The following is a 19,661-nucleotide window of genomic DNA, read 5'->3' as shown; positions in this document are numbered from 1 at the left end:
TTGTCATTCCTGCGTAGGCGGGAATCTAATTTTCCTATCTCGAATTTCTTTAAGACCTGATTTTTGTGATTAAATTTCTAATTTCTAGCGCATTTTTAGTAATCGATTCCCAATTTTCCGATTGAATCAATGGGCGTTTTGCGACCCATGAACCGCCGATGGCGGTAATCAACTCAGATTCTAAATAACTGGGTGCGTTCTCTAGATTACAGCCTCCTAAGGGAATAAACTTCAATCCCAAATAATTATACGGAGCCGACATGCTTTCCAAATGCTTCATGCCACCCGAGGTAGCTGCTGGAAAAAATTTCAAGATACGGCAGCCTTCCTGAACCGCTATTTCAATATCCGAGGGAGTCATAATACCCGGTGCAAATGGAAGTCCTTGTTTAATGGCCTCGGCGATTATTTTAGGGTTACAACCCGGGGAAACAGCAAAATCCGCTCCCACATCAACTACCGCTTTTACCTGATCTACGGTCAAAACAGTTCCAAAACCCAAGGTTATTTCTGGGACTTCTTTTTTGATTGCCTTCGCAGCATCTAAAGCCGCTGGTGTACGAAGCGTCAATTCGATAGCATCTACACCTCCTTTGAGAAGCGCGTTTGCCAATGGAACGGCATGCTTTACCTCATCAACAATGAGGACGGCAATGATGCCCGCATCATCTATTTTTTGAATTAATTCTGGCGACATTGCCTTTTGCGCTATTGGCTGCATACTATAATTTTAGTTTTGATAATAAATTTATCTGAAGATACTACTTTGCCATGATGCAGTAGGTGACAAAACCTAATCTTGACCATATGTAATTTAAAAAAACCTAAATCGCCATTGAAATTCGTTTTTTGACCAGATAATCGTCCAAAGCCAAATGTGAACAATCATGTCCGATACCGCTATTTTTGATTCCTCCATGAGGCAGATAAATAGAATATTTCACGCCATTGATCTGTATTTCACCGAATTGTAAATCCCGTGAGAAGCGTTCAATGCGTTGATGATTGTTGGTGAAAATATAGGAAGCCAAACCGTATTCCGTATCGTTCGCCAAAGCCAAAACCTCATCATCGGTATCGAATGGCATCAGAGCTCCTAAGGCACCAAAAGTCTCTTTTCTGAACACATCCATTTCGGGTGTCATTCCTGAAAGTACCGTAGGTTGTATCCAATTGCCTTTTTCCATGCCTTGGGGAATTTTTCCACCGCATTCCAATTTCGCTCCTTTGCTGACAGCATCTTCAATCAAGTCGAACATACGGTCACGGTCCCTTTTGGAAACCATAGGCCCCATATCGGCATCTGAATCCACACCGTGACCCAATTTTAATTCAGAAGCTCTTTTAACATATGCTTTTAGGAATTTGTCATAGATACTTTTATGAACGAATATTCGATTCGCTGCTACACAAACTTGACCTGAGTTTCCAAATTTCAAGGCTATCGCCAAATCGAGGGCTTTATCGAAATCAGCATCTTCAAAGACGATGAATGGTGCATTCCCGCCCAGTTCCATTCCTAGTTTCTTAATCGAAGTAGTACTGTCAGCTATTACCTTTTGTCCGGTTTGTGTAGAACCGATCATCGTCAGAACAGCCGGAATCGTACTAGTAGTCATCGTATGAGCGACTTCACTGCTAGGCCCGCAAAGAATATTGACCACTCCAGCAGGGAAATCAATGTCATGTAAAATTTTTCCAATCAAATAGGCCGAAAGGGGAGAAGCTGCCGAGGGTTTGATAATCAAAGAACATCCACTTGCCAATGCCGGGCCCATTTTAAAGCCAACATTCAACAAAGGGAAATTCCATGCCAAATACGCCACTGCAACCCCAGCAGGTTGATGCACCATTTTGTGGGTATGGGTATTTTCATAGTCGGGTATCTGCTCATCACGCATGTTCTTCATGGCAGCAGGGTACCATTCCAAGCCATTGATAACTCCCTCAATATCTTCCCAAGCTCCTTTGTAGGTCTTACCCATTTCGTAAACCATGGCCGCTCGTAATTCGTGCTCATTTTCTAACACTGCGCTTCTCAACTTTAGCATCCATTCGGTACGTTCTGCCAATGATAATTTAGACCAGTATTCAAACCCTTTTTTGGCTTCAATCAAGGCCAATTCGGCATCCTCCACACCGGCCCAAGCAATTTCAGCAGTACGCTCTTCGTTGGCCGGACAAATTACTTCATATCGTTTTCCAGAAACAGCATCTAACAATTTGCCCCCAATATATAATTTGTGGTATCCAAAATCCATAGTATTCTTTGCTTAATTTAAATAAGAATTTCCGAAGAAAAGTTTCGCACTACCTCTTCGTCCACTTCTATGCCCAAACCTGGGCCTTGTGGAATATCAATAAATCCGTTTTTCATTGCTATTGAAGGTGATGTAAGAGATTCGCGTATATCGTTTTCCGTACGATCATATTCAATATACATATCGGGCGGATACATACGACCTGGAATTGGTTCAAGATTCGCAATAAAATGCAACGCCGCATGAAAGGCGATTCCCGTGCCCCAAACATGTGGTATTATTTCTACCCCTCTTGTATTTGCCAAGGTAGAAATTCGTTTTGCCTCACTAAGTCCACCTGCTCCGCATATATCTACTTGAAGAATATCTACGCAATCATTTTCCAAAAGCGTTTTAAATCCATAGCGCAAATATTCACATTCACCTCCCGCTATGGGAATAGTCGTTTTTGTTCTCAATTCCTTATAATGATGGTAGTATTCTGGCGAAACAGGCTCTTCGAAAAAGCCGATATTATACTGTTCGACGGCACGCGATAACTCGGCAGCTTCCCGAAGTGAGTAGGCGTGATTTGAATCTATCATTAATTTAATCTCATCTCCGATAGCCTCTCGAATGGCTTTAACCAAAGCGATATCTTGATCTACGGAAAGGCCTACTTTCATTTTCATAGCCTTAAAGCCCAGCTTAACATAAGTTTTGGCCTCTGCGACCAACTTAGCTGATAGGTCATCACTTTCAGAAAAATAAAGTCCGGTCGCATAGGGCACTACCCTTTTACGATGTTGGCCTCCCATTAGAACGCTCACCGGTTGGTTTAATATTTTACCTTTCAAATCCCAAAGGGCGACATCGATAGCACTTATTGAGGCAGCTAAGACTCCGCGTCTAGCAAAATCCAGTGTTTTTCGATACATCTTGTACCATAAAGTTTCATTCTGCAATGGGTTTTCTCCAATTATTAAAGGAGTAACCATCTGAATACCCGCTTTAATTACATCTGCAGGGCCGTAACCTTCACCCCAGCCTACCTTACCATTGTTGGTGGTGATTTTTACTATGCAAATGCGTCTTTCGCTATAAGCCCATTGTGAAAAGAAAAAAGTTTCTTTTAATTGATTTGATAAGACGAATGTTTCGACTTTGGCTATTTTCATTATTTTAAAGTATTAATGGCAGGTATAACAAAAAAATAAAATTAGAAAAGGCAATTCGATTACATTGGATGGTAATTATCTGTGACTAACATTATTTTAACCCTAATTTTGATTTTTAATTCCCTCTTTTAAGTGACTTCATTTAGTTCACTCAACCCAAAATTTTTATAGTTGTTGCACTGGGCACTTGCTAAAACTCAGTTACAACGTTAAAAGACTCGATTTCAAGTAGTACAACCGTGGCTTCACTTTCAAAGGGAATCCTGCATATTTTTAAAGCAATACTTATTTTAAGAAGAAAGGTAATGAGTTTTAGATAAGGACCGTAGCGTTTGCGCAGCCTGTTCAGCTGTGATATCACGTTGAGGGTTTGCAAACATTTCATACCCCACCATAAATTTCTTAATTGTAGCTGAACGTAATAATGGTGGATAAAATGACATATGCAAATGCCATTCGTCATATGCTAACCCATTAGTAGGTGCTTGATGAATACCCGAAGAATAAGGAAATGATGTTTCAAAAAGATTATCATATTTGGTGGTGATAACTTTTATGGCCATTGCGAAGCTCGCTTTTTCTTTATCCGTCAAATCTGTTATTCTTTGAAAATGCCTTTTAGGTGCTATAATGACTTCATATGGCCATATGGCCCAATAGGGAACAACCGCTATGAAGTATTCATCTTGCCAGATGATGCGCTCGTTGGCTTTTATTTCTTGTTTTAAATAGTCCCCTAAAAGACTTTTTGTATTGGTTTGCCAATACCTCAATTGTTGTTCCCCTTTTTTTACAGCCTCTTGGGGAATTGAATTCTGGGACCAAATTTGCCCATGTGGATGTGGGTTACTACAACCCATTAAAGCTCCCTTGTTTTCAAAAATTTGAACATAATTAATATCCCTTATAGCTCCTAGTTCATCAAACTCCTTTTGCCAAATAGTAATAACATCTTCAATACTAGGAACCGACATAAGTGGTAAAGTCAACGAATGATTAGGTGAAAAACAGACCACTTTACAAATGCCCTTTTCTCCTTTTGCGACTAAAAGGCCATCTTCAACTGTTGTCGATGGAGTGTCTTCCAAAAGCGCGGAAAAGTCGTTTTTAAAACTATAGACTGATGTATATTTTGGATTGATATCCCCGCTAGCTCTTTCATTTCCAGGACATAAATAGCAAGCTTTGTCATAGGAAGGCCAATCATCGGTTACTGTCTTTTCTTGCTTCCCTTGCCATGGTCTCTTTGTTCTGTGAGGAGAGACCAATACCCATTCTCCAGTCAGGATATTATAACGTCTGTGAGGTTGTTCGTTAAGGTCTAACTTCATCATTCCTCGATTAAATAGGTACCATCGCTTGGCACGGTTACAAAATATGAAAGATCTATTCCAAATTTATTCCTGTAAGCCACCGAAACCTTGTTAATAAAATAATCGACACTTCTTTTATGAATGATATTTAGGGTGCATCCGCCAAAACCTCCACCCATCATTCTAGCCCCTAGTATTTGAGGTTCGGTCTTGGCCAACTCTACGAGAAAATCCAACTCTGGGCAACTGACTTCGTATTTTTTGCTCAGGCCCCGATGGGTTTCAAACATGAGTCGACCAAATAATCCAAGATTATCATTTTTAAGAGCCGCAACCGCTTCTTGCACCCTTCTGATTTCTTCAACAACATAAGAACAGCGATTATAGATGATTGGTCCTAGTTCCTTTTTTGATTCATCCAATTTTTTCATGGAAACATCTCTAAACGAGCTTTCAATACCATATTTTTTTACAAGTAGTTCCAGTCCTTCTTCACATTGTTCACGTCTTATATTATATTCTCCCGTGGAAAGATTGTGGGAAACATTGGTATTGAGCATTAACAGTCGGTAAGGCTCTAGTTTTATTGGGATATATTCAAAGTGCAACGATTGACAGTCTAAAAGCATGGCATGATTCTCTTTCCCCATAACAGAGGCAAACTGGTCCATGATTCCACATTTTGTACCCACAAAATTGTGCTCGGCATTCTGACCGATTTTTATCAATTCCAATTTGTCAAATCCCAATTCAAAGAGCTCATTTAGACCAAAGGCTAAACCACATTCCAATGCCGCTGATGAGCTGACACCAGAACCAACTGGAACATTCGATTCCATCTCACAGTCGAATCCTTTCAATCCCGGATTCAATACTTGTATTTCGTGCAAAACACCTAAAGCATAATTGTGCCAGCCCTCAGTTCCAGGTTTGAGACTGTAAAGGTCTGCAACCAAAACACTATCAAAACCTTTGCTCTTAATAGTACAGCGACTTTTGGAGCCATTTTTCCTAAGTGTCATTGTGATGCTCTTGTCAATGGCCGCTGGTAGCACAAAACCATCATTATAATCTACATGCTCACCGATCAAATTGATTCTGCCAGGGGAGCGAAGAATTAATTGATTACCATTTGCCTCGATCATTTCATTTCCAATTTAAAGGTACTTCCAAACTCCCCCATTTGTTTTTCTTTCCAATCTATACTTAATTCTTCGGGGTCAAACCATTGGGGTTTTGTATGGGATTTACTCCATTTTTCTACAGCTGCAACCATTTTTTTTAGCTGTTCAGGGTGTTGCTCGCTAATATCATTGGTTTCACCAATGTCAACACCAATGTCAAACAACTGCCATTTATTTTGATTTGTCTTTAGCGCCTTAAACTGATTTTGACGAACGCCTACATCACTGTACCCCTCGCGATGTCTCAGTACAAATACCATTTCATCTTTTCTGAAATTTTGGTCGTTGCCAATCGCTTCCCATACATTTCTTCCGTCAAGTATTTTAGAACTTGGTATTTCCGCTTTTGCCAAATGGGCAAAAGTTGGATAAAAATCCAGAGCGGAGACAGGGTAGGAAAATATTTTTCCCTGAGCAACCTTCTTTGGCCAATGGAAGAGCATAGGAACACGATACCCACCTTCCCAAGTATCTCCCTTACGTCCAGTAAGCGGATTGTTGGTAGCCCCCTTCCCCGTATGACCACCGTTATCGCTTAAAAAAACAACTAGCGTATTGTCATATTCTCCATTTAGCTTAAGAGCCCTTGCCAAGTCTCCAATTCCTCGGTCGACGGCATAAACCATTGCCGCATAAGTTCTTCTGTCCGTGTCCTCAATATGTTCAAATATCTTTAAATCTTCTTCTTTAGCTTCCAAGGGAACGTGCGGAGCATTATAGGCCAAATACATAAAGAAAGGACTATCCTTCTTACTTGCTACGTTTACAAAATCGATTGCTTTACGGGAAAGCTCATCCGTTAAATATTCAGTTGGATTTTCAATGATTTTTCCATTATGTTCCAAAGGTTTTAGATAGTCAAAAATGACTTCCCTTCCTGCCGCTTTTTGCTTTGTATATTTAGCTGTATACTCTTCTGGAAAATATTTATGACCTCCCCCTAAAAATCCATAAAAATCATTGAAGCCCCTGTCGTTAGGATGGTACTTAGGAACCGCACCTAAATGCCATTTACCTACCGCACTGGTATAATAACCGGCATCTTGCAACATCTTGCTCATAAAGGTTTCTTCTAAGGTAATCCCTTTACCCACATGCACTTCACTATTGGCGGGTAGGTTAAATTGCGAGCCTATGGTGTGCGGATAGCGGCCAGTCATCAACGCCGCCCGACTAGGGCCGCAAAATGGATGCGCTACGTAAGCCGAGGAAAAAATGGTACCGTTGCGCGCCAGTTCATCAAGATTAGGAGTTGAAATATCCTTGGCCCCATTAAAACCTACATCAGAATAACCTAAATCATCGGTGATGACCAGAATTATGTTAGGTCTATTATCAACTGTTGAGTTTTCTGTAAGCTTTTGCTTTTCTTTACAAGCAACGAAGCTTATTAATAGAAAATAGGCTATTAAAGGTGTTTTTAACTTTACGTACATATTATTATTTTATCTCCAAAAGCAATACTTCTTCTGAAGCCAAACTAAATTCTGCTTCAACCGGATTGGAGGTCATTAAATTTGTAATCTTCATAGCAGCGCCAGAAGCGAGTTCCAATTTTATTTTCGCAGCATTATGACCTACATTCAACAAATTAACGAGGTACGAACCATCTTCTTGTTTTACTACTCGAGATATGGTGGTTTTAAAAATTTCCCCATTATCAGAAGTAACCCGAACCTCTGGCATTTGGTCGGCAACTTCAGCCAAAGCTGTTTTTTTAATTTCTTCAACCGCAGCGCCATTTAGAGGAATGAGTTTCCCTTTTCCTGCGGATAGTTTTTGACTCCGTTTTTTCCCGTATTCATTCATTGAGAGACTTTCTTCGGAATCTAAAATTACAGTACCTCCATTATCTAAATAGGTTTGTAGGGCTGCAAATTCGGTATCGGTTACAAACTTGCTTTTGTATACCACTACGGTATTCCAAGTACTATTGCCTTGTTTTTCGATAATGTTCTTGGTGACAAAGCCCAACGGTAAACCTTCAAAAAAGAGCGACTTATATAGTTTAGTGGCTTCTGTCATATAATCAGCCGTATTAATCGCTGAGGTTTCTGAATAAAATAAACGCAACGGACGCTTTTGCTCACGCAGGGCAATGATTTCTTCAGAAAACGTATTTAAATCATACATCACTTGTGTTACCTCATTAGCGATATGCGGTTGCATATTATTTGAACCTGCATAGGCACCCCCTAAACCGGGGTCAAAGAAATTCAATTCTCCCTCTAAACGGTCTTCTGGAGAACCATCTGGGTCACGTGCCCAAAACCATCCCATATTGGCATCCATACCCATTAGGGTAGATAACCAATAGACATTTCGAACATAACTGGTACGAGCATTTAAGTCACGCCACTGCCCCGAAGAAAGGAAATGCGATTCTGAGTTTACATTGATTTTATCCGGACTAACAGATTCCAAAAAGTCATGTAAAATAGCCATACCGTCCCACTTGTACGCATACTTTTTGATGAAATCAGAATTAATATGCGGTCGAATACTTTTACTACCCAAAGCTTTGGCATCATGGCCTATCATGGTGGTTAATTCGGTTAGGGCTTCAATATCCATTCCGTGCGAACGAGAATCTTCGTAAAAAGTTCTTGGGAATATTTTAATGTGGGTATCCGCTTCCGGATTCACAGCATGCAGATTGTCTTGGTTGAAGGTAAACCAGTCGGTAGTTCTATCCATGTGATATCTATTCCAATCATACCAGATGGGTTTTCCCGTTAGGGCGATATCCATAGGGATTTCAATCTCAACTGTTTCAAAACTTTTGAAATTACTTTCCCAGTTGGCATTCAGTGCTTTTAGATTGCCTTCGTATTTGTTTTTTAACCAGCTTCTGAATTTATTCAAAGTATACGATGAAATGGCATTCATCTCTTGGTACTTGCCTGTCCAGTGGCCTTTTTCAGAATACCAATGCGGTTCATTGGCGAAAATATAACCTAGTTCTGTGACCTTTTTTCCTTTGGTCAATTCCCCCGTTTTACGGATAATTTTCCCCCAAACATCACGTGCGAGGGGATTATCAATATCAAAACCAGTAAATAAAGAACGCCCTTTTCTAATTTCAGGTTCCTTGGCTTCCACCCATTCCGGAATACCCATAGACCAGTAAATCAAAAAGCCAATATTGGTATCAGGAATACCTGTAAGTTCTTGCATTAATTCTTCATCAAAGGTGCCATCTTCATTCAATAAGAAGGAATTTATAGCACGGTCATGGTCTACCGGATATAAGTTTTCGCCACCGTGATAAATCGCTCCCAAATGGTCATTGTACACCTCTTCATTGGTCAAGGGTTGCCCAACAGTTTTAGAGAAATAGTCGTAAGGGAAGGATGGTTTTCCATTGCTCACAAACATATTATCGCCTGCCTTGGCGTTTTGCCAATCAACCGTATTAACAGGTCTTCGGGTTATTTCACCTGCGAGTTCTTTTTTTAACTCCGCAATCCCGTGATCTAAAATTTCAATGACTTTTTTACGCTCAAAATCGGGTAATTCTGCCGCTAATTGTGCCTTGTTCGGGGCGTAATAACGCTCATAGCCATACAATTTTTCAATGGCATCCTTATTGGCTTCATCCCAATTGGCAAATTTTATAAACTGATTCGAAAACCAAAGCACGGTCTCCTCACGTTGCACATCAATGTCTTTTTCTTTGGCTTCTGCCATCAAAGATTCTAAGGTTTCAATTTTCGCCAAAGCTTCTTCTTCCAGCGTTTTTTGTGCTTCGCAGGCAATGAATAGTGCTAGCATTAACAAACTCAATATAGCTGAACTTCTCTTTTTTATCATTTTTTATGTTTTAAATAGCTGGTGTTATTTGTTGTTGAAATGGTATTATTTTGCGAGATTTCCTTCCCATCCTTTATTAAATTGCTCCAATAGGCTAGCAACGAGTTCAGGTTGGTCATTGGCAATATTTACCGTTTCATTAGGGTCTGTTTTATGGTCATAGAGTTCAAAGAAAATAGGAGCTGCCTCTGGGTTTGTATAGTCTTTCCAAACCGTAAATCTGTGGTCTGCCGTACGCATGGAATAGCCCATTAATCGATTCTCAAACAAATCTCTATCCCAGGTATCTCCTTGTTGTACTTTGATGCGGGCTTCTACATCTTTTAAGAGCTTTCCGAAATAAGTTTCACGCATTCCCGGAGATAATGGGTTTGCTGCCCATTCTCGTAATGCGGGATTCGGAAACTGCATAAATGCAGCCGTTTTCCAAGCTTGTTCCGGATTGCTCAATAAGGGTTTAAAACTTTGTCCTTCAGTATGCTCTGGAATCGGGATTCCTACCATATCACAGAGCGTGGGGTACATGTCAACCAATTCTACTAAGGCATCTGTCTTTTTTCCTCGGACTTCCTTTGGCATGTTGGGCGGAGAAACTATCAAGGGAACACGGGTTGCAATTTCATAGTTGGTGGCCTTGCCCCAAATGCCCATATCGCCCAAATGCCAGCCGTGGTCGCTCCATAGCATTACTATGGTATTTTCTTTGAGTCCTTCTGCTTCCAAGGCTTTTAGCATTTTGCCTATCTGCGCATCTACATAACTTACGGTTGCCAAATAGGCACGTTTTAAGTTTTTGGCTTGCTCAGCAGGAATGTTGCCATAATTAGGAATATCCGCTCGGGCGCGTAACTCAAAGGAGGCATGTAATCCCATTGCAGCGCCATCTTTCGGGCCTTGGTCTAAATCGGTCATTTGCATATCGACTCCCTCGTACATATCCCAATATTTTTTTGGGGCAATCCATTCCAAATGTGGTTTTTTAAAGCCTAGCCCTAAAAAGAAGGGTTTGTCTTCGCCAGCCATTTCTTTCATCGTCGCAATAGCTAAATCGGTGCTGTGACCGTCGTCATAGGTATGGTCTGGCGCGTCGGCAAATTCATACGAAGGGCCTTTTCCTAAACCATTTCTTGGGGCGTTCTTACCATATTTGGCAATAACTTCTTCTCGGTTTTTCTTGAACATTTCTTGATTTTCCTCTAAAACGTAACCACGTATTCTTTTAGGAATTGGAGAAACATCCGGTCCCGAATAGGGTTTTCTACTCCATGATTTTTCTTCATCGGTATATCCAGGATGGAAAATTTTACCCGTATACACAGTTTCGTAACCGTTTGCCCAAAGGTGTTGCGGAAGGGTAACAATATCTGGATTCTCATCACGGAAGTAGGTAAAATTCTCAATCACATTGATGGTTTCCGGTCGTGCGCCGGTCATGATACTTGCTCGAGACGGACTGCAAATTGCTTCTTGGCAATAGGCGTTGTTGAAAAGGAGTCCGTCTGCCGCTAAGGCATCCATATTTGGCGTAATGGCAATTTCTGAACCGTAAGCACCCAATTCAGGCCGTAAATCATCTATTGCAATAAATAAAATATTCGGCTTTTTTGCAGGTTCTTCTTTGGGTTGTTCAGTTGAATTTTTACATCCTAGAAAAACCAAGGACACTAGTGCGATAAGCAGAAATTGTTGCGAATATTGATTCAAGAATTTGGTCATTTTATATATCAATTTATAAGAATCATCTGAATTTAACTACCAATGTTTATAGTAGTTTTCCCGTTCGTTATTTTCATTTTTTTGGTTTCTCCATTCGTCCAACGGACTTCCACGGTAACAGCTTTTGAACATGCACCCAGCCCAAAGTGAACATTGGTATCGAAACTTAGCGAGTATTGCGAGCCAGAGCTGCCAATACGTTTGGTTTGTTTTCCTGTGCATCCTTTTACCGTAACCACTGCGCCCAAGGCAGTCGCTTTTTTAGAAGGGGAGTGGTCGATGGTTATTGTTACGGATTTATTTTCTGGGGTATTGTTTTGAAATAAATGCCATTTGCCGCGCTCATTGCCGAGAATAGCATCCATATCGCCATCCAAATCATAGTCCAATACTTCTAGGGCCATGCCCACTGCGCCCATATCTGCGGTAGTAATACCATGATTTTGAGCTTTTGAAAAGGTCTTTCCATTTTGATTGAGATACAAAAGCGCCTCGTTCTCAAAAACTAGATTACCTCTTTTAACCACCAAAATATCAGGATAGCCATTATTATCCATATCGGCAATTGAAACACCAACCGTATGCTCTTTTTCTATGAAGCCCATCTTTGTACTTACATTGATATAGGTACCATTTTTATTTTCTAAAAGGATATCGGAGAGTCCCGCTGGATGTTCATACTTAGGATAGTCCAAAACTCCCTTTACAGTCCCAGTAGTTGGCGACCATGTATCAACAGCAATGCGCCATTTCTCGTTCCCAACGTATCCTACATGAATACCACCGTCTTCATTTAAATTATCCGGAAAACCCAAAGCATTGCTATTTACCAAACGAATGTTTTTCCCAGAATGCGTTTCTCCCGGAAACTCATAAGTGTAGGCCGATTCGCCAATATAATAGGCGTCATTAAAAGGCCATTGGCTCTGAAAATTATGCATTTGCAATACATCGCCCACAAGAATATCTTTAAACTCAGACTTTCCTCTTCTGCTGAAAAACCCCCAGGTTTTGGTGGTCTTGTTATAAAAAGTTTCCCCAATTTCAAATTCTTTACCGCGGGCTATATATAAGTCCATATCGCCGTCGTTATCAAAATCCAGTTCTGCAATAGCAGTAGCATGGTTTATTTCTTTGGAAAGAATTGTATTGGTAACCTCAGTAAAGTTGAGCTTTCCATCGCCTTGGTAGGCTTTAATTGGACCATCGCCAAACAGAACAATATCTGCAATGTGGTCATTATTAAAATCGGTCAACAGCGTTTTTTGACCATCTTTTTTTATTGACGGAATAGTGCCGTTTAAAACTAGTTGTCCGTTGCCATTATTCTCATAGATATAGTTTTCGCTTTTTCCTTTTTTTTCTTTGGATGGAAAAGCGAAGTTGATTAAATCTAAATGCCCATTATTGTTACCATCAAAGAATTTAACAGTACGCCCGCGCATCATTTCCAAAGGGACATCAAAATCTGGGAGTGCAGTAAATTCTCGGTTTTTGCCAACACGATACATTTTGGAGTTGCGGGCATTAGCACCCGAACCGCCGCCGCGGGAAAGAATCAATTCCAAATTACCGTCCTTATCAAAATCCCCAACTGAAACCCCGTGAATATCGCCCATAATCAGGTCGTAGGGTTTGGCGAACTTTCCTTTGTTGTTCCATGAAATATTGATGCCTAGTCCGTGGTCATTCAAAATTAAATCAGGATAACCGTCTTGGTCTAAATCTGCCACAACGGGGGAGTCCCATTTTCTGAGGTCTTTTTCTTTTCTAGGGAATTCTTTAAAAACTTCATCAAACTGCACTGAAGCTTCTTTCTGTATTTGCGCTGAGGATGTAACAGAAATAAATACCAAAAGACAGAAGCAAAGCACTTTTAAAATCGGTGTTTTCAAATTCATTGGTATTCTTGGTTTTGGCGATTATTATAATTTAAACAGTGCATTGGTCTGCCCTTAGCCTTTTTTGATGGGTTGTTACAAACGCAATACAAGCTAATACAAGTAACTAAAATACAGTAGCACCAGGGGCGTCATTTTTAACCAACAGTTACACTATTTTACCCCTCAAAAAGGCAGGTTTTAAAAATAGGCAGCTTAAAAGTACTACCCTTATTTGGTTTTAGTAATATCCACAAAAAGAGGTCCTGTTGCCAAACGGTCTGTTTTAAAATAGGCGTGAAAATTTCCTTCGCCCTTTGGTAATTGCACATCCTTAAAAACAACCTTTTTTTGCCCTTTGCTAATCGCTTGTTTTAAGTGAATGTCATTATATTTTAAGTGTGCTATTCCATCCTTAGGAACTTCTGGAAGGTCATACGAAACCTCATAATTGCCTGCTTCGGTGGTTACTTGCCAATACCCTAATTGATTGTCCTCGATAACTCTTGGTCCGCCATAATCAAAACGAGAAATGACTCTGGGGCCGCCCCAATCAAAACGTGATAAATTGGTATGCAACTGCGCCTTGGTTCCTAAGTGGATGCGTTGAATGCCGCTCGCATCGCGCTCTTCGGTAACTTCATCAAACCAAGTATCATATTCTTCCAATAGTTGGTCAACAATCTCAGGATGTTGTCCTGCGATGTTTTTTCGTTCACTTGGGTCGTTTTCAACATCGTATAACTCAAGATTTTTCAGGACGTTTTTTAGTTCAAAATCGGTAGGTTGATGTACGATACCGTGCGGGAAATTATGAGGACTAACCAATTTATATTTTTGCGTTCTGGCAGAAAAGTGCATGTATTTAAACGGAGTAGGGCCGTAGTGCATTTGTACAAAATACGTCCGCTTCTTTAAAGTATTGGTTTCGCCTTTCCACAGTGGTAGTAGTGATTGACCATCAACCTTCAATTCTTTTGTAACAGGAATGTTACACGCATCTAATAGCGTAGGTAGAATATCGATGGCCGTTCCCATTTGGTTGGTAGTGATTCCCTTTTTGAAAGCTTTGGGCCATTTCACATAAAATGGAACCCGAATTCCATTATCGTAAGCACTTGTTTTTGTCCCCCTTAAATTAGCAACCCACCGGCCAGGATACGTATCATTTTTTGTCCGTCGAGTCCGTGGACCATTATCCGATAGGAAAATAACTATAGTGTTTTCTTCGATGCCTAATTTTTTCAATCGCTTTAAAACCCGACCCACATTACCATCAATATTATCCAACATTCCGTAGGTCAATGCATTGTCTTCATGCAAACCCATTTCGCGGAAAGGCTGCGCTTTCTCATCAGGGACTTGCAACGGAAAGTGCGGCAGATTGGTCGCCAAATAGGCGAAAAAAGGCTGTTTCCCCTTTTTACTTATAAAATCAATGGCAGCATCGGTAAAGATATCATCACAATAGCCTTCATACTTTTTGGAGACATTATTGTGCTCGAGAATAGGGTCAAAATAGGTGTTACCTGCTGGTCCTGCTGCTTGACCGATTCCTCCACCTTTATGCACCAAAGCTTCTTGAAAACCTTGGTCGGTGGGTCGCATTGGCGCATTATCGCCCAGATGCCATTTTCCGAAAATTCCTGTTCGGTAGCCATTATCGCTCAAAATTTCAGCAATGGTCGTTTCTTGGGTATTCATAAAATGGTCCACCTGAGTAACTGCCGTTACACCAGTTCTGTACGGGTAGCGCCCCGTTAAAATCGCTGCGCGGGAAGCAGAGCAATTGGGGTAGGCAAAAAAATGGGTCATTTCTACCCCTTCTTCTCCAATAGCCTCAATATTGGGTGTTTTTAAATACGGATTTCCGTGTGCGCCAATATCGCCATACCCTTGGTCATCACTCATCATAAGGATGATATTTGGTCGGTCTTGGGCCTGCACAAAAAAAGATATCCATAGAACAAAAAATACAAGTAAGGAAAATTCTCTTTTTAGTTTCATACTATAGTTCTTTAATACATACTTCATTTTTACCAATTGGTGTAGGAGCCATCGCCCCTTTTTAATCGGGGTGTTTCAACTGGTTCAAATTTTTTGGAGAGCACAAGTTCTTCATTAAAATCAACCCCCAAGCCTGGTGCAGTAGAAACGATATAGCGAGCGCCATCTAATTCGGGTTGTTCGGGGTAAAATTCTTTGCTATTGGTGCCTGGTTGTTCGGCAGGCGTATTGACCTCTTCCAACCAAGCGACATTCGGACACGCAGCAGCCAAGTGAATGGATGCTGCCGTACAAATTGGCCCTAGGGGATTGTGCGGCATTAAATCGATATAGTGTGCTTCAGCCATGGCAGCGACCTTCATAGCCTCAGTGATTCCGCCAACATTACAGACATCAACTCTGGCAAATTGGGTTATGCCTCTTTCGATATAGGGCAAGAACTGCCATTTACTTGCAAATTCTTCGCCAATGGCAAAGGGCACATTTATCATTTTACGAAGACTTTCATAAGCCTCAGAAGTTTCATCACGAATAGGTTCTTCTATGAAATCAAGCGTTCCTTGCGGCATTTTAGCCATAAAAGAAAACGTTTCTGCTGCAGTCAAGCGATGGTGGTAATCGATGCCAATGGTAGGTGCACTACCCACTTCCTTTCGCAATCGCATTACCCATTTGGCAACCTTGGCAATAGACTCGCGGGGTTCAAAAGTGCCTTTGCTGTTAGCTTCATACTCAGCAGGAGCGAGGCGAAGGACATTCCATCCCTCCTTGATTAAAATTTTTGCTCTGGTCAGTAGTTCTTCTTCCGAAGTAAAACGTAGAGAAGCAAAACAATCGACATAATCTCGTTGTTTTCCCCCTAAAAGTTCATAGACGGGAACACCCAAAGCTTTTCCTTTGATATCATATAATGCAATATCGATAGCTGAAATTGCAGCTGTTAGTACACGACCGCCTTCAAAATACTGACCGCGATACAAATCTTGCCAAATGGCGCCAATTTGATTGGGGTCTTTTCCAACTATATTCGGGCGGAAATGGTCAATGGCACCCATAACGGCGAACTCCCTTCCTGAAAGTCCGGATGCACCCCAACCGTAAATTCCGGTATCGGTTTCTATTTTGATAACCAATTGGCTTCCAAAACCAATGTTGATGGGAAATGTTTTTACAGCGGTAATTTTCATAAGTATTAGTTATTTCAATGGGTCGTCGATTTCAATTCGTTTTACTTCTCCTACAACCAGAAGGAAAGATAAAAAACCCAAAAGGGTTATTCCCCCGATAAAATATAATGCGGGACTAAAATCACCATCCTTTACCAAAAAGCCAATCATAACTGGAACGACTACGGCCGAAAGCCCACCAATTAAGTTAAATACACCTCCTACCAGACCAATCAGATGTTTTGGCGCCATAAGCGACACAAATACCCAGGTAATTGATGCTAGACCATTCCCAAAAAAAGCCAAGGCCAAAAAGAAAATGATATAAAAGGTGTCATCGGTAAAATTGGCTCCGATTACAGATACGGATAGTAAAAGTCCGCAGAGTACGGGTGCTTTTCTAGAAACTTCTACTGAATATCCTTTTTTTACCAGATAATCAGAAGTAAACCCCGCTAATAGCACTCCAACAAAAGCCGCCAAAAAAGGAACAGAAGCCAAAAAACCTGATTTGATAAAATCCAGACCACGATATTCGACTAAATAGGTCGGAAACCATGTCAAGAAAAATATAGATACGGAACCAAGACAAAACTGACCAAGGTATACACCCCATAATTTTTTATATTTGAAAGCTTCCGCTAAATCGGACCAGTTAAATTTTGTTTTCTCCATAGCTTTCCCTTTGCTTAAGGCGAGTCCGCCCCCTTTTTCGATTAAATTAAGTTCGTCTTTTGAAACGGTCTTATGGTCTTGAGGGTCGCGATAGAAAAAGTACCAGACTACAGCATAAACAATACCTAAAAGTCCCGAAACAATAAAGAGACCGCGCCAACCGAGTTGGTCTTGAATAACCGCAAGCACTGGAAATAAGAGTGCTAAACCAATAAATTGTCCAGAGGTATAAATGGCAATTGCCGATGCCCTTTCATTTTCAGGAAACCATTTGGTCACGATGGCATTATTGGCAGGGTAAGCCGGAGCTTCGAAAATACCGATGCTGGCGCGAAGACCTAACAGTACAACAAAAGAATTGACAAAGCCTTGAATTAGGGTAGCGATGGACCAAAAGAATAGCATAATACTATAAAGCAATCGTGTGCCAACTTTGTCAACTACGATTCCCCCGGGAATTTGCAGTGCGGCATACGTCCAAGCGAAGGCTGAAAATATGAGTCCCAATTGAACCGAACTCAGTTCTAAGTCTTCACTGATGGCGGGGGCGGCCACTGAAATATTTGTTCTATCTAAATAATTGATAACAACGGCACCAAAAATCAATGCTAAAATGTTACGTCTTTTTTTTGCCATTTTAATTCGGTGCTTAACTGCTTTAGAAAGCGGTTGTTTGAAATAAAGCATTACAGCGTAAAAAAAATACCAGAGGTAAACCTCCGGTATTTATAACGCTAACTTTGGTAATTAAAGAAAGTTAATTAATATCCGGCATTCTGAATTAAAGAGGGTGCTTTTAAAATCTCATTATTAGGAATTGGCAAATAATACTGCTTATCAAACCAAGGTCTTGTAACAACTGTATATTCGGTATGGGTTAAATTACCTGTGGCATCTTTCTCCCATTGTAGGCCTTTGATGTCAAAACCTAAATGTTCAGTATTCATCCATCTTCTTTCGTCCCAAAAGTTATGACCCTCAAAAGCGAGTTCAATTCTTCTTTCCCTTTTAATTGCTTCCAATAAATCCGTACCGGACGCAGTTATCTCCGGCTGCAAGGCTCGGGTAGAAACTTTATTTAAGAAGGCAAGCGCTTCCACTTCATCTCCTAGTTCTGCTTTTGCTTCTGCATAATTTAGATAAATTTCTGCCAAACGATATAGAATATAGGGTCTGCCAGGAGTAGTCTCATTTATAGATGCTAAACTTTCATTATGAAATTTCCTGATGTTATAACCGGTTTTAGAAGAGTGTAAATCATTACCTGGGCTACCAGCAGTAGAACCTTCCGGAGAATCTAAACCATGTAGGGCGGGATTATCTGGTGACAAGGCATAATCAATAGGACGCCCTCTAAAATTAGCTCCTTGAAAATTTAAAATCGCATAATACCTCATCTCTCTATTAGCATTTGGATCTGCAGGGTCAAAAGTTGCACCATCAGTAGAAGTGCCATCGGCCATATTAAACTCCAACGCGAAATTGTGACTTGGCGAAGATATCGCCCAACCGCCATAACCAGGTGGTGATTGTGTTTGGTCTATCAAAGAATTGGCATCTAATCCAAAATCATATAAATCACCGCCGTAAGCCCTTGCAAATAATATATCCTCATTTGGTGACAAGAATAAATTCCTGTAGGACTGTGCATCAGGTGTAGCGATTAAATCTTTGGCTCCAACGATATCTATTATTTCTTTGGCAGCGTCTGCTGCGTCTTGCCATTTGGTTGCTTTTGAATAATCGTATAGCGGCCCGCTAGGTTCAGTAGAGGAATCATGCAGACTACTTGCGGCAAAAAGCAATGTTCTACTCTTAACAGCCAAAGCCGCCAATTTAGTGGCTCTTCCAAACTCTCCTGCTGGTCTGGTTTCAGGTAGGACAGCAGCGGCCTCATCTAATTCTTTTACGATAAAATCCACACATTCCTCATACGTATTCCTGGTAACATCGAAATCTGAATCTAATCCGAAGGCCGTGGTAAAAATAGGAACCCCACCATACATTTTTATCATTTTCGTGTAAATATTGGCTCTTAAAAATTTCATTTCCGCTTTTAAGGAATTTACTTTTTCTGGGTCATCAGCCATCGCCTGACTATCGTCTACATTGTCTAAAAATTGATTGATTTCGTTAATAAAACGAAAATTATCGCGCCATTTATTTCTAAAATCCCCTTCATTTTGAGCGGTCCATCCATTGCCTCTTAAACGCAATCTATCCAAATCCCTAAAGTTGAATTTAGCTTCAAAGGAGCCCGCTTCAATGTTATATCTTCTCGACCACCAAATGGTTTTATTCAGAGCCCATCCTTCTGTACTATTGTAAGCAGAAAAAACCACTCTTTCTAACAGGTCAGGGTCACTATATACGGTGTCTTCCGAATAGGCGCCAAGATTATCCGTGTCTAATACATCTTCACAACTTGTTATTGTTAAAACTGAAACAAGAAGTAAAAACATTTTCTTTGTCTGATTCATAATTTTTAT

General features: G+C 40.6%; 13 protein-coding genes. All 13 read right to left on the bottom strand.

Features of this window, described 5'->3' with window-relative positions; translation table 11 throughout:
- Positions 1 to 49 precede the first annotated feature (49 nt).
- The 13 genes from FEE95_RS14025 to FEE95_RS13965 all read right to left on the bottom strand — a co-directional run bounded on the left by FEE95_RS14025 (position 50) and on the right by FEE95_RS13965 (position 19,652).
- Entirely contained in the window at positions 50 to 721 is a 672-nt protein-coding gene (locus FEE95_RS14025) for a bifunctional 4-hydroxy-2-oxoglutarate aldolase/2-dehydro-3-deoxy-phosphogluconate aldolase (protein WP_212748443.1), read from the bottom strand.
- Between the two features lie 103 nt (positions 722 to 824).
- Complete coding sequence (locus FEE95_RS14020; protein ID WP_138658640.1) at positions 825 to 2,261, bottom strand: NAD-dependent succinate-semialdehyde dehydrogenase; 1,437 nt, start codon at positions 2,259 to 2,261, stop codon at positions 825 to 827.
- A gap of 17 nt (positions 2,262 to 2,278) precedes the next feature.
- A complete protein-coding gene (locus FEE95_RS14015) occupies positions 2,279 to 3,418 on the bottom strand; it encodes a mandelate racemase/muconate lactonizing enzyme family protein (RefSeq protein WP_138658639.1) in 1,140 nt (379 codons plus the stop codon).
- A 290-nt stretch (positions 3,419 to 3,708) separates the two neighbouring features.
- Positions 3,709 to 4,749: a UDP-glucose--hexose-1-phosphate uridylyltransferase gene (locus tag FEE95_RS14010; RefSeq protein ID WP_138659186.1), complete on the bottom strand. Its 1,041-nt coding sequence runs from the start codon at positions 4,747 to 4,749 to the stop codon at positions 3,709 to 3,711.
- Positions 4,749 to 5,876: a galactokinase gene (gene galK, locus FEE95_RS14005; RefSeq protein WP_138658638.1), complete on the bottom strand. Its 1,128-nt coding sequence runs from the start codon at positions 5,874 to 5,876 to the stop codon at positions 4,749 to 4,751. Before galK ends, FEE95_RS14010 begins: the two co-directional genes overlap by 1 nt.
- Complete coding sequence (locus tag FEE95_RS14000; RefSeq protein WP_138658637.1) at positions 5,873 to 7,351, bottom strand: sulfatase-like hydrolase/transferase; 1,479 nt, start codon at positions 7,349 to 7,351, stop codon at positions 5,873 to 5,875. Before FEE95_RS14000 ends, galK begins: the two co-directional genes overlap by 4 nt.
- A gap of 4 nt (positions 7,352 to 7,355) precedes the next feature.
- Positions 7,356 to 9,728: a beta-galactosidase gene (locus FEE95_RS13995; RefSeq protein WP_138658636.1), complete on the bottom strand. Its 2,373-nt coding sequence runs from the start codon at positions 9,726 to 9,728 to the stop codon at positions 7,356 to 7,358.
- Positions 9,729 to 9,773: 45 nt separating this feature from the next.
- Positions 9,774 to 11,444 carry a sulfatase gene (locus tag FEE95_RS13990; protein ID WP_138658635.1) on the bottom strand — a complete coding sequence of 557 codons (1,671 nt, stop codon included), beginning with the start codon at positions 11,442 to 11,444 and terminating at the stop codon, positions 9,774 to 9,776.
- A 32-nt stretch (positions 11,445 to 11,476) separates the two neighbouring features.
- Positions 11,477 to 13,345, bottom strand: coding sequence for a CRTAC1 family protein (locus FEE95_RS13985; RefSeq protein WP_138658634.1), 1,869 nt, complete (start codon positions 13,343 to 13,345; stop codon positions 11,477 to 11,479).
- 210 nt (positions 13,346 to 13,555) lie between these two features.
- On the bottom strand, positions 13,556 to 15,331 hold the full coding sequence (locus FEE95_RS13980) for an arylsulfatase (protein WP_138658633.1): 1,776 nt from the start codon (positions 15,329 to 15,331) through the stop codon (positions 13,556 to 13,558).
- Between the two features lie 29 nt (positions 15,332 to 15,360).
- Positions 15,361 to 16,518: a mandelate racemase/muconate lactonizing enzyme family protein gene (locus FEE95_RS13975; RefSeq protein WP_138658632.1), complete on the bottom strand. Its 1,158-nt coding sequence runs from the start codon at positions 16,516 to 16,518 to the stop codon at positions 15,361 to 15,363.
- 9 nt (positions 16,519 to 16,527) lie between these two features.
- Positions 16,528 to 17,808 (bottom strand): MFS transporter, encoded by a 1,281-nt coding sequence (locus FEE95_RS13970; protein ID WP_138658631.1) that lies wholly within the window; start codon positions 17,806 to 17,808, stop codon positions 16,528 to 16,530.
- 125 nt (positions 17,809 to 17,933) lie between these two features.
- Positions 17,934 to 19,652, bottom strand: coding sequence for a RagB/SusD family nutrient uptake outer membrane protein (locus FEE95_RS13965; RefSeq protein WP_138658630.1), 1,719 nt, complete (start codon positions 19,650 to 19,652; stop codon positions 17,934 to 17,936).
- Positions 19,653 to 19,661 lie beyond the last annotated feature (9 nt).

The sequence above is a fragment of the Maribacter algarum (ex Zhang et al. 2020) genome (genome assembly GCF_005885635.1).
Taxonomy (GTDB): domain Bacteria; phylum Bacteroidota; class Bacteroidia; order Flavobacteriales; family Flavobacteriaceae; genus Maribacter_C; species Maribacter_C algarum.
Note: the sequence above shows the minus strand (reverse complement) of the source record. Positions and strands in the feature narration are given on the sequence as shown.